The organism is Actinomyces glycerinitolerans, from assembly GCF_900098745.1.
GTDB lineage: Bacteria > Actinomycetota > Actinomycetes > Actinomycetales > Actinomycetaceae > Actinomyces > Actinomyces glycerinitolerans.
This window is the reverse complement of record NZ_FQTT01000009.1, coordinates 432,134-447,625: the sequence shown is the minus strand read 5'-3', so window position 1 is coordinate 447,625 and position 15,492 is coordinate 432,134. Positions and strand designations below refer to the sequence as shown.

The following is a 15,492-nucleotide window of genomic DNA, read 5'->3' as shown; positions in this document are numbered from 1 at the left end:
CGGTCATCGAATCAGCTGGTCAGGCCGCGATAACTGACCACCCGACCGGTGTCACGGTCGACCACGGTGCCGCTGGAGTGACCGCTACCGAACCGGTGCGACAACTCACCAAGGGCTCGCGCACCGTCGGCGGCCTCCTCATCGGTGTTCGTAAAGTCCCGTTGAGCAGCCACCAACCCGTCGGCCAGCTCCACCGCGCGGGACGCGCCCTGGGTCGCCCGGTCCTCGAAGTGGTAGGCGAACCGTGCCGCCGCAGACGCCAGCACCGGTACACCGAAAGCACCCTCACTACCGGTATTCACAACAACACCCCCTACCGCCGCCTGGCACTCCTCCAGCAGCGCCCCGCCACGGCTCGACTCCTCAGGGACGACCTGTAGAACCACCAAGAACCTCCACATGTCCCTGCCACGGCCGCCGCTTCTCAGGACGGACCACGGCGCTCACCGATTGGCATACAAACGGTCACCGGTCAGCGTCACGCGCCTTCGTCTTACCCCCGCCGACGCTGTAACGGCCACAACAACACATGAGGGCTCCCCACGAGCCTCAGACGGCCCAACGCCACGCGCGGCCATCCGGCCCGGCAATCAGGTGCCCGGGGCCGTCTTCGAACCTGCAAGCAACGGAGCGGCGGCGCCTGAGGCGGTCCGCCTTATCGCCATTCCGGGCGGAAGGCCCCCGCTCCGCCCTGACACACTCGCCCATGCTCCGCCTACTGTCGCCGTATACGCGGCGGCGGCAACGAAGTCGCCGCGAGCAGCCAATTGCAGCAGGCGAACCGCAGCCGCGCTGCGCGAACACTTTCGGAGGTCACCGTGTCCGAGCAAACCGCCCCCGCCCACAAGCTCGCCGTCATCGGCTACGGCACCCAGGGCGTCTACCACACCCGCAACCTGCGGGCACTGGACGACGTCGCCATCGACGTCGTCGGCATCTACGACACCGACCCGCGCGCCAACGAGGACGCCGAGGCCGACGGCCTGCACGTATACGCCTCCGCCGAGGAGGTTCTCGCGGACGAGGCCATCGACATCGTCTTCATCTGCACCCCCAACGACTCCCACCACGACTACGCCGTCTCCGCGCTGCGCGCCGGCAAGCACGTGCTGTGTGAGAAGCCCGCCATGATGAACGCCGCCGAGATGCGCGAGGTCGCCGCCGTCGCCGAGGAGACCGGCAAGCTGTTCATGGTGCATCAGAACCGCCGCTGGGACCCCGACTTCAACGTCATCAAGAAGATCTACGACGAGCAGCTCATCGGCGCGCCCACCTACCTCGAGCAGCGCATCCACGGCTCGCGCGGCATCCCCGGCGACTGGCGGCAGCTGCCGGAGCACGGCGGCGGCATGATCCTGGACTGGGGCGTGCACACCGTCGACCGCCTGCTGACCATGGTCGACTCCCCCGTGGTGGACGTCTACGGCGAGCTGTCCTTCGCGCTCGGCCACGAAGTCGACGACGGCTTCCGCGCCCACCTGACCTTCGCCGACGGCTTCCGGGCGATGGTGGACGTGTCCACCACCTCCTTCCTGCCGGAGGCGAAGTTCTGGATGCAGTCCGCCACCGGCACCGTGGTCATCGAGGACTGGGAGATGAACGGCCGCATGGTGCGCCGCACCGGCGCCGAGGAGGACGACGCCACCCCCGTGCAGGCGGGCGTGGGCCTGACCAAGACGATGGCTCCGCGCATCCTCGACTACAAGGCCCTCGCCTCCACCACCCCGCCCGTGGAGGTGCTGCCGCTGCCCGAGGTGGACGTGGACGTCATGGACTTCTACCGCAACGCCCGCGACGTGGTCGACGGCGTCGCCGAGCCGGTAATCACCAACGAGTCGGTGATCCGCTGCCTGACGGTCCTGGAGGCCATCGTGGAGTCCTCCCGCACACACGAGGTGATCCACCCCGAGCAGGCCTGACCGGCTTTCCCGCCGCACTCCCGTGAGCACCCTCGCCCCACCCGGCGCCGCGAGCACGCCCCCGCCGGCCGACGGCGCGAGCGAGTCTCCTCCCAACGACGTCGTCGCCCCCGCCTGGCTCTACGAGGCCGGCGGGGAGCGGGCGACAGCGTGGGTAGATGCCCACAACGAGCGAACCCGGCAGGAGTACGCCTCCTCCCCCGACTTCGTGCGCCTGGCCAATGACCTGAAGTCGGTGCTGGACTGCCCAGACCGGATCCCCGCCGTCGCCGACCGGGCCGGCATGCTCTACAACTTCTGGACCGATGCCGACCATCCCCACGGCATCTGGCGCCGCACCAGTTGGGAGTCATATGCCGCCGGCGCCCCATCCCGTGCCGACAGGGCCCCCGCCCCCACAAGCTGGGAGACCCTGCTCGACCTCGAGGCGCTGAACGCGCCCGGTGCCCTGCCGGCAGAACTCGGTTGCGGCAGCGGCGAACATCTGGTCTGGGGCGGAGCGCACGTACTCACCACCGGTCCGCGCGCCGGCCGCCGCGCGCTGGTCTGCCTCTCCCCCGGCGGCGGCGACGCGAGCCTCACCCTGGAGTACGACCTGGACGCGCGCCGCCTCATCGCACCGGCCGACGGCGGCTTCCACCGTCCGACGTCGAAGGGGACGATGACCTGGGGCGACGACGCGGGCGAGTCCGTCATCGTCTCCGCCGACTTCGGGCCCGGGACGGTGTCGCGGGCCGGCTACCCCCGGCAGGTGCGGCGTCTGCGGCGCGGGCAGTCCTTGGACGAGGCGGAGGTGCTGGTGACCGCGGGAGGCGACGCCGTCGCCGCCTTCGCCTCCCGCGACCCGTGGGGGCGGACCTGGCTGACCACCATGCCGAGCTTCCAGCGCACCCGCATCTGGCTGCTGCCCGACGACTCCGACTGCCCGGCGGGCACCGGCCCCGCCCGCGCCGCGTTGGCCGGCGGAGCGCCCGCCGGCACGGTAACCACTCCCGACGGCGACACGGTCCCGGCGGGCGCAATCCCGCTGGAGGTCCCGGAGGACAGCCTGGCCGGTGTCGGACGGGACTGGCTGACCATTCAGCTGCGCAGCCCCTGGGAGGCGGGCGGTGTCACCCATCCGGCCGGCACCCTGCTGGGCGCCGGCCTGGCTGACTTCCTGGCGGGGCGTCGCCGGCTGGAGGTCCTGTTCGCGCCCTCCGCCTCATCCACGCTGCTGTCGGCCGCCTGGACCGCGGGCCACCTGGTGCTCACGGTGCTCGACGACGTCGCCTCCCGCCTGGAGGTGTGCACGCCGCCGTCGCCGGAGCCTGCGGGCGCCGGTGCGAGCCCCGCCAGCGGGACCAAGTGGGGGCACCACTGGATCGATCTGACCGGCGCGGCGGATCGGCTCGGATGCCCCGCCGTCGACGACACCGAGTTGCGTCCGGGACGGGCGCTGCTGTCGGTATCCGCCGCGGCGCTGCGTCCGGCGGATACCGACTACCTGTGGATCTCGGCGTCGGGATGGACCACGCCCTCAACGCTCGCCGTCGCCCGGCTGACCCCGTCCGGGGAGATCACCGGCATGGCGGTGGTGCGGCAGGCACCCGCCCGCTTCGACGCGCGGGGAGTGCGGGTGAGTCAGCACCAGGCCACCAGTGCGGATGGCACCCGGGTGCCCTACTTCCAGATCGGCAGGCCGGCGCCATCGTCGCCACCGGTGCTCGTGCACGCCTACGGGGCATTCGGGAAGTCGCTTGTGCCGGGATACGAGCCCGTCACCGGGAAGGCCTGGCTGGAGCGGGGTGGCACCTACGTGGTGGTCAATACGCGCGGCGGCGGTGAGTACGGGCCCGGTTGGCATCTGGCGGGCGCCGGCGCGGGGCGAAGGCGGGTAGTCGAGGACCTGACGGCGGTGCTGGACTCGCTGGTTGCACGCGGCGTAACCACGCCGGAGGACATCTGCCTGTATGGCTCCTCGGCCGGCGGTCTGCTCACCGGGGAGGTGCTGGCCAGGTGCCCGGAGCGAATTGGCGCGGCCGTCCTGGAGGCGCCGCTGACGGACATGCGCCGGTACACCCAGCTGTCGGCCGGGGCTGCGTGGACGGCGGAGTTCGGCGATCCGGACGATCCGGAGCAGTGGGCGTGGCTGCGCGAGCACTCGCCGCTGCATCTGTTGCAGACGGGACAGGCCTATCCTCCGGTGCTGCTGCTGGCCTCGGCGGCGGACGACCGCGTGCACCCGGCACACGCCCGCGCCCTGGCCCACCGGCTGGAGCAGCTAGGACAGAAGGTGACTTACTTCGAGACTGCCGCGGGCGGACACGGCGGCGGTACCACCCACGCCCAGCAGGCCTTCGTGAGCGCCCTGACGCACGACTTCGCCCGCCGCCACACCCGCCGAGGTCGGTAGATCTTACGTGCCGAGGTCGGTCTGCAGTACCCCGCACACCGGCATCCTCAGGACGTGGCCGGGATGGTGGCGCGCTCGCGACGCATGGGCAGGCGGAAGGCCATGAACAGCGCCAGTCCCATGGAAACGGTCGGCATCCAGAAGGCCCGCCCGAAGGCGTCCGCCGCCTGGGCCAGGCCGTTCGCCAGCTCCGACCCGCTCAGCTCGCCGGCCACCGCCGCCGCGCCCGCGTCCGTGCCCGCCAGGAACAGCGCTAGCAGCACGGACACGATCGCAATACCGACGGCGCCGAACACCTGCTGGCCGATGTTGAACAGGGTGGTGGCGTTGCCTACCTCCTCGCGATCGACCGCCTGCAGGGCCGCCGTCGACACCGGCATCATGGTGCCGCCGATGCCGAGCCCCTGAACCGTAAGCACGACCCCCAGCCACCACAGACTCGTGTCGGCTCCCACCTGGGTCAGCGCGAGCACCGAGGCGAACATGGCCGCCATGCCGAAGGGCACCACCCGCCCGGCGGGCAGCCGGTCAACGAGGTTGGAGGCGATAGGCATCGTGATGAGCGCCCCCAAACCCGTGGGCGCGATGAAGAAGCCGGCCGCCATGGCACCCAGACCGCGCACCTGCTGGAAGTAGGCGGGCAGGAGCAGCAGGTCCGCCGTGAAGCCGGCCTGGAAGAAGATCGCCAGCGCGATGGCATTGCGATAACCGCGCAGCCGCAGGATCGTCAGATCCAACAACGGGCGCTCGGCATGCAGGCTGCGGCGCACGAAGGCCGCCACCATCACCAGCCCCAGCACCAACGGCACCCACACCACCGGCGCGGTGATGGCCGCACCGCCGCCGGCGTTGGACACACCCCACAGCGTCAGCGCCAGCCCGGGAGACATGAGCACAACACCGGGCACGTCCAGGCGGACGGTGCCGCGATCGTCGTCGCGCGGGAGCAGGAACAGCCCGAGCCCGGCAGCCGCCGCCCCGAAGGGCAGGTTAATGAGGAACACCCAGTGCCAGGAGGCGACCTCCACCAGCCAGCCGCCCAGAATCGGCCCCATCACGGGGGCGATCAACATGGGGATGCCCATCAGGCTCATCATGCGGCCGAGATTGTTCGGGCCGGCGGCGCGAGCGACCAGCGTGGTGCCCACGGGCATGATGCAGCCGCCGCACAGGCCCTGCACCACGCGCATGATGATCAGGAAGGCGAGGCTCGGGGAGAGGGCGCACAGCACGGAGGCGATGGTGAACAGGGTGATCGAGCCGATGTACATCCAGCGGGCGCCGATGCGCTTGAGGCCCCAGTCGGTCAACGGGATGATTGCCGCCACCGCGAGCGCGTAGCCGGTCACGGTCCAGGCCACCGTCGAGTATGCGGGCAGGGCGCCGTCGGGCGCTGCGAAGTGGCGTTGCAGTGCGGGGATGGCGACGTTGATGATGGTGCCGTCCAGGACCGACATGAATGAGCCGATCATGACGACGGCGGCCACCCGGTAGGGGCTGGGCGCCGAACGGGCGGGAGAAGTGGGGATACGGGAGTCCGCAGTCATTGGTGTGCTTTCTTCGAGGAGGAGCGACGAGGCCCGGCCTGCGGCGATCGCGTGCGGTTGCGAGGCGGCGTGAGCGTGCGGCACGGGGCTTCGGGCGAACGCGGCCGGTGCGCGTTGAGGGGCGGTACGCCGTGGGCCGGGGCTGGGCGAACCGTCCCGGCGGTCAATGCCCGTCCGCCCCCGCGGGGCGCCGCTGCGAATTCAGTCGCCCGTAGACGGCGGAGGTGGGACTGTGTACGGAGTCGGCCTCGGTGATCTCGCGGATCGGGCGGGCCGGGGTGCCGAAGACGAGCCAGCCTGCTGGCACGTCGTGAGTGACCAGGCTGCCGGCGCCGACGACGGCGTCGTGTCCGATGGTGACGCCCGGCATGACGGTGACGTTCGCGCCGAGCCAGACGCGGTCCTCGATGACGACGGGGTCGCCGTACTCGGCGCCGCCGGTGTGACCGTCGGGGTAGGTCAGGTGGCGGCGCTCGGAGGCGAGCAGGGGATGGGTGCCGGCGGCGATGGTGACGCCGGGACCAAGCTGGACGTCGTCGCCGATGGTCACGGGCACGTCGTCGAGCAGGGTGAGGTTGAAGTTGGCGAAGAAGCGCGCGCCGATGGTCGTGTGGAAGCCGCAGTTGACGTACAGCGGACCGCGCACGTATGCCTCCGGGCCGAGGCCGGCGAAGAGCTGCGGCAGGATTTCGGCGCGGGCGGGGTCCAGTTCGTCCAGCGCGTTGTAGCGACGGCACAGGTCGTGGGCACGGGCCTTGAGCGTGCGGTAGGGAGGCCAGGCGGCGTCGAACAGCAGGCCGGCGCGGGCGCGGGCGTCCTGATCGTCCATGTCGCACCTCCTCGTCCTGCCTCTGACGGCAAACCGCACATTACCGGGCCCTTCATCCGATTCTCGTCGACTTGAGAACGGCTTTCGCCCGCGCGGGGCAAAAGCCCGGGGCCGCGGCGTTGTCCGCCATCGGGGCGGATTCATACGGTGGTTTCAGTCGGCTCGCAGCGCCGTGACGCGCTGCTACCGCGGGTCGGACCGCCCACGCCAAGCGGGCGCCACGCGCATCAAACATCACCGGACGGGGCCACCGCGGGCTCCGCCGGCCCCACAAAGGACGTGCACACCATGAGCAACCTGCACCAGGCGCAGGATTCCCCCAACATTGACCGCCACTTCGACGCCGTCGTCATCGGCTCCGGCCCTGCCGGCTCGACGGCGGTGCGCGAGCTGACCGCCGCCGGCATGGACGTGCTCCTGCTCGAGGCCGGCCGCGAGCTGACCGAGGAGGACTTCACGCCGCCGGTTTATGGCAAGCCCAAGCCCATGGGCATGGACATCATGACCCGCGCCAAGCGCATGCTCGGTAGCCGCCAGTTCAACCAGGCCCGCCGCTCCTTCTACTCCGACTCCTCCTCCCGGTTCCTGGTGGACGACCTGGCCAACCCCTACACCTACCCTCTCGACGCCCCCTACCTGTGGGTGCGCTCCCGGCTGCTGGGTGGCCGCATGCACGCCTACGGCCGCGTGCTGCAGCGCATGAGCGACGTGGACTTCAAGGCCGCCAGCCTCGACGGCGTCGGCATCGACTGGCCCTTCGAGTATGCGGACCTGGCCCCCTACTACGACCGGGTGGAGGAGCTCGTCGGCGTGTACGGCGACGCCGATCCCGGTGTGGAGCACCCGCCCGCCGGCAGGTACGTGGGCCCCGGGCACCTGAACGAGATGGAGCAGGAGTTCAAGCGGGTCGTGGAATCCCGGTGGCCCGACCGACACGTGATCTCCTGGCGCTTCCAGGCCCCCTTCCTGGACCGCGTCCCCCCGGGCATCCGCGAGGCCCGCAAGACCGGCCGCCTGACCATCCGCACCAACGCCGTGGTCTCCCGCATCACTACCAACGCCCGCACCGGCCTGGCCACCGGCGCCGTCTTCATCGACGCCCGCACCAAGCGCGAGCACCGGGTGACCGGCGACGTGGTCATGCTGTGCGCCTCGGCGATCGAGTCGGTGCGGCTGCTGCTGAACTCCGGGTCGAGTCGTCACCCGGGCGGGCTGGCGAACTCCAACGGGCTGGTGGGGCACTACCTCATGGAGCAGTCCATGACGCTGGGCTTCGGCGACGACGCCCGTCGCCCCGGCTACTTCGGTCCCTCCTCCCAGTGCGAGGAGGACCCCTTCTACGGCAACTCCGGCGGCTTCCTGATCCCCCGCTACCAGAACCTGAACGGGCAGACCGAGGCCTACAAGCGCGGCTACTCCTTCCAAGGACTGGCCGGGCGGGTGCCGGTGCCGGAGGACTCCCCCGCCATGTTCGGCTTCGGCGCCGGCGGGGAGATGCTGCCCCAGTACGGCAACCACGTGGCCCTCTCACGGCATGTGAAGGACAAGTGGGGCATCCCCGCCGCGCACATTGTGTGCCGTCCGGACGACAACGACCGCACCATGGTTGCCGCCGCGGTGCGGGACGTCACCGAGATGATGCAGGCCGGCGGCTACCGGACCAACTTCGTAGCCTCGACCTTCGGAGTGCACTCCAAGCACGTGTGGCCGGACTTCAACCCCGCCCAGCGCGCCATGTTCCGGGTCGGGATCCGCATGAGCCTGATGATGGGGGTCTCCATCCACGAGGCGGGCGGGGCCCGCATGGGCCACGACCCGGCCACCAGCGTGCTCAACGGCGTCGCCCAGTCGTGGGATGTGCCGAACCTGTTCGTCACCGACGCCGCCTCCTTCCCCACCGGCTCCACGGAGGGGCCGGCGCTGACGATCATGGCGGTCACCGCCCGCGCCTGCGATTACATCACCCGTGCACACGCGGCCGGGGAGTTGACCCGCCCCACCCAGGACGTGGTGCTGTAGTCCTGCGGGCACAGGGCATGCGGGGCCGGCCTCGGATTCGGTGCGCCAACAACGGCGGGGCGGGCCGGTTCCGGAGGCGGCGCCCGCGCGGTCCCGCCGCAACCGGTCGCCCCGGCCCGCCGCCCGGCGCCGCTCTGGCCGGAGTGACCTGGGTCCCCCGTAATGCCCGGTGCGGGCAGAAGCGCGCGGCCCCACCGCCACCCCGATCCGGTAACGGTTTTCGTTGAAATACCAACCCCTCCGCCGCCAACCTCCCGGTCGCGGTGGTGCGTGTCACCGCGACCGGGCGACGTTTGCGTGCCGCCCGCGTTGATAACGTGTTGCCACCGGCCACCGCACGGACGCCCATTCGGAAGGCCCGGGAATCCGGGCAATCCAGCTGGGACCGCGCGGCGGACCACACAACACCGATTCAACTCTTCTAAAGGAGCAACACATGTTCTTCAGCGCCATCGACGCCAACACCGCTCGCGCCATCGCCGAGGCCGTCAACGACCGCCTCACCGAGAAGACCACCGACGAGCAGCAGTGACCACTCGCCCCTGACCCGGTCAACGCGCCGCGTCAGTAGCAATCACGAACAATCCCGCCCCCTGCACAACGCAGGACGAGGCCAACGCATTCGGGCCGGAGACAGCGAGGTCTCCGGCCTTTGTCGTGGCCGTGCCACCCCGTGAAGCCGCTCGCCCCCCGCGAGCCCGGCACCCCGAGCCACCCTGATCCCCATCTACAATCCGCGCCGTGCCGAATTCCGCAGACCCATCCCCGTCTTCAGCCGAGCCTTCACCCGCGTCTCCAACTGCGCCGTCGCACCGGCCGGTGGACACCGTCATGCTGTTCCTCGACCTGGTCTACGTGTTCGCCGTGGCCGGCATCAGCGGCCTGCTGCGCGCGGACGGCGCCCTCGGGCTGATTCACGGCGTCATCGTCCTGGCGGTCATCTACTGGCTGTGGTGTATCACCTCCATTCAGGCGAGCATGCGCGACGTCACCACCAACCGCAACCGGCTGGTGGTGCTGGCCCTGGCGCTGGTGACACTCGCCGTCGCCATCACCGTCCCACAGGCCTTCGGGGCTCACGCCCTCGCCTTCGCCGTGGCCTGCTGGGCGGCCCGCGGCGTGCTGCTGGTCGGCATGGTGGGCACTTCCTGGCGGGTGTTCACACCCGACCTGCTGGGGGTCGTGGTGACCGGGCCACTCCTGGTGGCCGGAGCACTGCTCGGCGGCAACGCACAGCTGGGGCTGTGGGCCGCGGCCGCACTGCTGGAGCTGGTCAGCCCGTCATTGCAGCGCCGTCGCATGCGGAACCTGCGCTACGACGCCGAACACGTCGTCGAGCGCTTCGGCCTGCTGGTCATCGTGGCCCTGGGCGAGACCGTGGTGGGCATGGGTGAGCCGCTGAGCGAGGCCGAGACCATCGACTGGCAGCAGGCCGTCGCCGTGCTGGCGGCCTTCGTAATGGTGGGCGGCCTGTGGTGGTCCTACTTCCACCACAGCAGCGGCCTGGTGCTGCGCCTGCTGGAGACCGCGCAAACCCCCTTCGACGTCGTACGCGAGGTGCTCGTCTACGGCCATCTGGTGCTGATCGGGGGCATCATCGCCATTGCCGCCGGCTTCCACAGCGTGCTGGAGGAGCCTGAGGCGCCCATGGGCTGGAAGATGGCGGTGCTGCTGTGCCTGGGGGTGGCCGCGTTCCTGGCGGTGTTCCTGCACGTGCGCGCCCGCGTCTTCTCCCGGCTGTATCGCTCCCGCCTGGCGGGCATGCTGGCGGCGGCACTGCTGGCTCCCCTGGCGGCGACGACGCTGCCCGGCTGGACTGCCCTGGTCGCCGCCGCCGGCATAACGCTGGCAGTGTCTGCCTGGGAGACCCTGTCCCCCACGTCCGCCGGACTGCCCGCCCTTGAGGACTTCCGCTGAGCCGCTCCAAACATGCTCATCACAGCGGACTCCGGCGTACCCGGGCACCTGGGCGGTCCCGTCGTCGAATATGACGCGTACGCGCCGACGACGCCGTCGGCTCCCACGGCTGCTAACGTGCGCTCGGTGGCCTGTCAGCCGTGCCCCGGTACCGTTCCCGGGTGCGCACGGTGAGGACCGGCCCCGTCCACGTCCACTTCGACGACGGGCGTGGACTCCTCCTCCTGAAAGGACCAGCGTGTTCGTCCTAGTCCCCACCACACCACTGGATGCCAACACGATTCGCTTCATTGCGGAGTCGACCAATGCCATGCTGGAGGCGCGGGCCGCAGAGCAGACCGCGCGAGGCGAGCGCGGTACCGGTGTGCGCCGCCATGCCCCGGTCGGCACCCGGCCGACGGCGCTACCGGTGAGCTGAGCGCATCGCCCCCAGTCGTCTGCTACGCCACTTCACCGTTGGGTACGCCAGTTCGAGCTTTACTGAACGGCCCGCAGCCATTCAGTAGACCCCCAAGTGGCGTAGCAGACGGCGGACCCGCGTAGTAGAGCCCCGAAGGAAACCGCATGACCAAGAAGCCGCCCGTGACCATGGGCAAGGAGAGGCTCGCCGCCTTCATGGACGCGGTCCTCGCCATCATCATCACCATCCTCATCCTCGAACTGCCCCAGCCCGAGGTGGTCAGCCCGGAGGGACTGTGGGCGCTGCACGACGAGCTGCTGGCCTACACGGTCTCCTTCGCGTGGTTAGGACTGCTGTGGGCGCGCCTGCACTATGAGTGGGATCCCGCCGTGGTCATCACCCGCAGAACCGTGGGCCTGAGCCTGCTGCTGCTCTTCTTCGCCTCCTTCTTTCCCTACACCACGACGCTGGTGGCGCAGAATCCGGGCAACAGCACCGCGCAGGTCGCCTACGGCCTGGTCTTCCTGCTGACCTCCATCAGCCGTGTGGCGGTGCGCCGCTCGCTGCAAGACGCCGACCAGGGCAATGAGGCATTGGTTCCGCTGCGCCGCGACAGCCGCACGCTGACTCCGGCGGAGTGGGGTCTGCAGGCGTTCGGTCTGGTGCTGGCCGCCGTCTGGGTGCCGCGCGCGATGACCGTGGCGCTCCTGGGCGGCATCTGTGTCAGTCTGATCGCCTATCTGCAGCGCCGCGGGAACTAAGCCCGAATGCGGTGGCCCGCCGCAGCAACCGCTAGCATGACGGCGTGATCGAGGAGGATCGGCGCCGAGTGCACAGCCGCCGACCTTCTGCCGTTAGTCGGCACCGCCGTCCGCGGGACCAGGCAGATCGCAGTGAAGGAGATGCGGTGCACAGCGACTCGCCCGACGATGCAGTACTGGCTCGGGCACTGAGTCTGCTCGCCGCACGGTTTCCCCTCTACGACTGGACCTACAGGGAGGTACCCGGAACCAGCGGCACCGAGGTCGGTTTCGAATGGTTCGGCGGGGACGACGAGGATGTCATGGTCTGTGTCTTCCGCGGTAGCAGCATCGGCGAGCGCTTCCACCGCCACGGGTTCTTCTTCCTCAACTATGCCTATCAGGGGGACTACCAGGCCCTGAGCCACAGGCCCGACAACTTGGTGACCGTGCACGAGGGTGAGATGTACGCGGGCCAGCCCTTCAGCGGCTACGCACTGCACTCCAGTGTGGGGAGGCAGTGCACGATCGTCGGCGTATTGGTGCGTACCCAGACCTTCTACCGCGAGTTTCTCCCACCGGTTATGGCCGACGCCGAACTGCTTGACTTCTACTTGGGCCCGCGCGACGACGCCTTCAGCGACGAATTCAGGCATGTCGCCATACCCGACTCCTCCCCGGTGCGTCGGCTGCTGGAAATCATGGTGGTGGAGTACGCCAACCGCCGTGGTGACTCCCAGCAGGTTCTCAAGCCGCTGGCGCTGGCGCTGGTCGAGCTGGTGGCCCGAGAATGGCGGACGAAGCACACGGCGGAGGTGGGACGAGGCGAAATGTCCGACCACAGCGGGGGAACCGGAGCTATAACTGTAGGTCCCGAGAACACCACAGGCCCAGACAGACCCATCTCCTCCGTCATCATCAAGGCCATATCCCGAGACCTGGGGCGAGTCAGCCTGCGTGCGCTGGCGGACCGTCTGGGCTACCACCCCAACTATCTGAGTACGTTGGTCCGCAAGGAGACAGGAAAGACCTTCTCCCAGCTGGTCCTCCAGCTGCGTATGGAACGCGCTGCTCTCCTGGTGGAGCGGACCACGCTGCCGGTTGAGGAGATCGCCAGGAATGTGGGCTACTCCTCCACGAGCAACTTCTACCGGGCCTACATGGGTTACTTCGGCCATTCCCCTCGGGGGACGAACCACGGCTGACCTCTTGCCTTTGCTCCACTGAGCGCGCTATCTGAGGATCTACCCCAATGGTGCTGAGGAATGGGCGCTGCGCAGGGTGGTGCGGGGATGCCAGGATTCGGTGTGGCCCCGCAATCAGGAGGACACCTTGACCGCACAACCACCAGCCTCGTCCGGCCGAGCCGCCGCGACCGGCCCGAAGACGATGAGCGAGCTCGACAGGCTCGAGGCAGGCCTGGAGTACCGCTATGACGACCCCGAGGTTGCCCGACGCAAGGATGCCGCCTCCGCGGGCTGCCGCAGGCTCAACGACTGCGACCCTCTGGACGCAGTTGCGCGCGAGGCGGCCGCCCGTGATCTCCTCGGCTCCGCCGGGGAAGGACTGGACATCCAGCCCGGCTTCCACTGCGACTACGGGAAGAACATTCACGTCGGCAGGAGCTTCACCGCCAACTACAACGTCACCATTCTTGACGGAGCGCCGGTGCACGTCGGCGACTACTGCATGGTGGGGCCGAACACCATTATCACCACCACCGGTCACCCGCTGAGCGCCGCGGCCCGCAGGGAGCGAAAGGCGATCAGTCGGCCGATCAACATCGGCGACGACGTGTGGCTGGGCGGCAACGTCACCGTCCTGCCGGGCGTGACCATCGGTGACAACGTCGTCGTCGCCGCGGGCGCCGTCGTCACCAAGGACGTCCCCAGCGGAAGCGTCGTCGCCGGGGTACCGGCCAGAATCGTGCGCACCCTCGGCGACGCCTAGCAGCACCCGGACCAACTGAAGGCCTGTCCTGTGCCCGTCGGCAACCGACACCGAGTTCCGGGTGGGGACCGGACGCACGCACGAGGAGAACGACGCTCGCCTCATGCTGCTGCCCCAGGACGTGGCCGACGCCGTCGTGTTCGCATGCAAACAGAGCAAGGACACCAGCCGTGTGATGGAGATGCCCCTGGGCGCAATGTCCGGGAGCTAAGCCGCCCCTCACCAAGGTCGGTCGATGTTACGGTTCCAGCTCCGTGGGCTCCCAGTGCGCTCACTCAGACGAGCAGATCACGCAACAGGACCGCCATGTTCGTGGACAGGTTGGCGTGGTGGTCCGTCACGTACAACACGCCGTCACGCGTCGAGCAGCGCAACTCGAGGACGTAGGAGGCGAACCACTCCAGAGAGATCCATAGGCGACCGTCACGATGCACGGCCTCAGCGAGCATGGAGGTCACTCGTCCGTTCCTCACGCACCCGATGCCGCCGCGCGCGAACTGCAGGCTCTGTCCATCGGACAGCGTCAAGACCGCCACGGCGCCTCCCTCTGACTCCTCCAGCACAGCGTCGAAGGTGGACGCGATGAAGCTCAGGGGAACGTAGACGTACTCCCCGCGCACGAGTGCGTCACCCCCTAGCCCGTGGTACTTGAGCTTCCTCCAGGTGAAAGCCTCCCCGCCGAGATCGACGACGCCTCCACAGACCCAGGCACGACGGCAGCCGTTTGCCACTGCGACCGCGAAGCGGTCTCCGCGCCGCGGACATGAGGGCCCCGTGTCCTGGATGAATCCGTTCTCATGGCGACGTACACCCGAGAATAAGTAGTCCCATACGAGCTCGGCATCATCGAAGGTCTGGCCGTGATCGCGGTTGCGCACATCCCGGAACACCAGGTCCGCATGTCCGCCCCGATAGAAGGCGAAGTTGTCGTCCCCTCGGATGGAGATCGCGGGTGGCTCGGTGATCCCATTGACAGCAAGCCAGTACTCGCGGTTGCGACGGACCACTTCCTGAACTGGCATCCCCGCATCCTTCGGCGGCCCGTCGAGGTCCAGCCGAGACTGCCAGATGGCTAGCGGACCGGCCCGGTTCAGAGGGCGTCCGTCGGCATCGAAGAGAAGGTTGGGTTTGGCCGGGCCACCGGAACCGGCCGCCCCCGCCAGCACGTCCCCGAAGTAGCGGGCGAACTGGGAGGTCATGAGGTTCCCCATGGACATTCCCTGCATGAACACCCGGCTCCGGTCGATGGAGTATTCCTGGCAGCACTGCTCAATGAGACCGAGAATGAAGCGCAGATCATGGTTGTCCTTCGGATTGGCGGGAGGAGTGTTCAAGTACATGCCCTCAGCATCCGGACGGGTGAAAGCCTCGACGTCCTCCGCAGCGACGTCCACGGTCCAGAAGTTACGGGTTCCAGCGCTCGGGAACGCCACGATGAAGCCCTCCCGGTCGGCCACGTTGGTCCATGAGGTGTACACGGCCTGCGCCCACCCGGTCATCATGCCGCCGTGCAGGGAAACGACGAGTGGCACGGGAACCGTCGGGTCGTAGGACTCGGGCGCATAGAGGTACCAGTGGTCGACGACGCCGTCAGCGATCTCTCCGGAGCATTCAGCCAGTCGGGGAGGGAAGGGCTGGGAGTTGTTGCCGTTCTCATTTACGACGATGCTGGAGTTCTTCAGAGAATTTGGGAGATAGTCCCGGTTGTCGTCATCCGGGATGCCCGGGCGAATGAATGCCGATTTTCCTGTCATGTGAAACACCTTTCGCTGTGCG

General features: G+C 68.9%; 12 protein-coding genes. 8 read left to right on the top strand and 4 right to left on the bottom strand.

Annotated elements, in window-relative coordinates; translation table 11 throughout:
* Positions 1-11: 11 nt before the first annotated feature.
* Positions 12-389 (bottom strand): hypothetical protein, encoded by a 378-nt coding sequence (locus ACGLYG10_RS06005; protein ID WP_139240862.1) that lies wholly within the window; start codon positions 387-389, stop codon positions 12-14.
* Between the two features lie 429 nt (positions 390-818).
* Here ACGLYG10_RS06005 and ACGLYG10_RS06000 point away from each other — a divergent pair, with 429 nt between their 5' ends.
* Both ACGLYG10_RS06000 and ACGLYG10_RS05995 read left to right on the top strand, forming a co-directional pair.
* Positions 819-1,919 carry a Gfo/Idh/MocA family oxidoreductase gene (locus ACGLYG10_RS06000; RefSeq protein WP_073328997.1) on the top strand — a complete coding sequence of 367 codons (1,101 nt, stop codon included), beginning with the start codon at positions 819-821 and terminating at the stop codon, positions 1,917-1,919.
* Positions 1,920-1,941: 22 nt separating this feature from the next.
* Entirely contained in the window at positions 1,942-4,314 is a 2,373-nt protein-coding gene (locus ACGLYG10_RS05995) for a prolyl oligopeptidase family serine peptidase (RefSeq protein WP_073328995.1), read from the top strand.
* A 47-nt stretch (positions 4,315-4,361) separates the two neighbouring features.
* Here the strand turns inward: ACGLYG10_RS05995 and ACGLYG10_RS05990 are convergent, their stop codons facing one another.
* Both ACGLYG10_RS05990 and ACGLYG10_RS16830 read right to left on the bottom strand, forming a co-directional pair.
* A complete protein-coding gene (locus tag ACGLYG10_RS05990; protein ID WP_073328992.1) occupies positions 4,362-5,861 on the bottom strand; it encodes a DHA2 family efflux MFS transporter permease subunit in 1,500 nt (499 codons plus the stop codon).
* A gap of 163 nt (positions 5,862-6,024) precedes the next feature.
* Entirely contained in the window at positions 6,025-6,690 is a 666-nt protein-coding gene (locus ACGLYG10_RS16830; RefSeq protein ID WP_073328990.1) for a sugar O-acetyltransferase, read from the bottom strand.
* Positions 6,691-6,978: 288 nt separating this feature from the next.
* Here ACGLYG10_RS16830 and ACGLYG10_RS16825 point away from each other — a divergent pair, with 288 nt between their 5' ends.
* The 6 genes from ACGLYG10_RS16825 to ACGLYG10_RS05955 all read left to right on the top strand — a co-directional run bounded on the left by ACGLYG10_RS16825 (position 6,979) and on the right by ACGLYG10_RS05955 (position 13,716).
* On the top strand, positions 6,979-8,709 hold the full coding sequence (locus tag ACGLYG10_RS16825; RefSeq protein ID WP_073328987.1) for a GMC oxidoreductase: 1,731 nt from the start codon (positions 6,979-6,981) through the stop codon (positions 8,707-8,709).
* 819 nt (positions 8,710-9,528) lie between these two features.
* On the top strand, positions 9,529-10,626 hold the full coding sequence (locus ACGLYG10_RS05975; RefSeq protein ID WP_073328984.1) for a low temperature requirement protein A: 1,098 nt from the start codon (positions 9,529-9,531) through the stop codon (positions 10,624-10,626).
* 238 nt (positions 10,627-10,864) lie between these two features.
* Complete coding sequence (locus tag ACGLYG10_RS05970; RefSeq protein WP_073328981.1) at positions 10,865-11,044, top strand: hypothetical protein; 180 nt, start codon at positions 10,865-10,867, stop codon at positions 11,042-11,044.
* A 146-nt stretch (positions 11,045-11,190) separates the two neighbouring features.
* Complete coding sequence (locus ACGLYG10_RS05965) at positions 11,191-11,787, top strand: TMEM175 family protein (RefSeq protein ID WP_083565604.1); 597 nt, start codon at positions 11,191-11,193, stop codon at positions 11,785-11,787.
* 146 nt (positions 11,788-11,933) lie between these two features.
* A complete protein-coding gene (locus ACGLYG10_RS05960) occupies positions 11,934-12,971 on the top strand; it encodes a helix-turn-helix transcriptional regulator (protein WP_083565601.1) in 1,038 nt (345 codons plus the stop codon).
* 127 nt (positions 12,972-13,098) lie between these two features.
* Positions 13,099-13,716 (top strand): sugar O-acetyltransferase, encoded by a 618-nt coding sequence (locus ACGLYG10_RS05955; RefSeq protein WP_211482983.1) that lies wholly within the window; start codon positions 13,099-13,101, stop codon positions 13,714-13,716.
* Between the two features lie 275 nt (positions 13,717-13,991).
* On the opposite strand, the gene ACGLYG10_RS05950 is transcribed toward ACGLYG10_RS05955, so the two are convergent.
* Positions 13,992-15,470: a CE1 family esterase gene (locus ACGLYG10_RS05950; protein WP_073328979.1), complete on the bottom strand. Its 1,479-nt coding sequence runs from the start codon at positions 15,468-15,470 to the stop codon at positions 13,992-13,994.
* Positions 15,471-15,492: the final 22 nt, after the last annotated feature.

Excerpts from the sequence above, each read along its gene's own strand:
- ACGLYG10_RS05990 (WP_073328992.1), bottom strand. The coding sequence starts at position 5,861 with ATGACTGCGGACTCCCGTATCCCCACTTCTCCCGCCCGTTCGGCGCCC.
- ACGLYG10_RS16830 (WP_073328990.1), bottom strand. The coding sequence starts at position 6,690 with ATGGACGATCAGGACGCCCGCGCCCGCGCCGGCCTGCTGTTCGACGCC.
- ACGLYG10_RS16825 (WP_073328987.1), top strand. The coding sequence starts at position 6,979 with ATGAGCAACCTGCACCAGGCGCAGGATTCCCCCAACATTGACCGCCAC.
- ACGLYG10_RS05965 (WP_083565604.1), top strand. The coding sequence starts at position 11,191 with ATGACCAAGAAGCCGCCCGTGACCATGGGCAAGGAGAGGCTCGCCGCC.
- ACGLYG10_RS05950 (WP_073328979.1), bottom strand. The coding sequence starts at position 15,470 with ATGACAGGAAAATCGGCATTCATTCGCCCGGGCATCCCGGATGACGAC.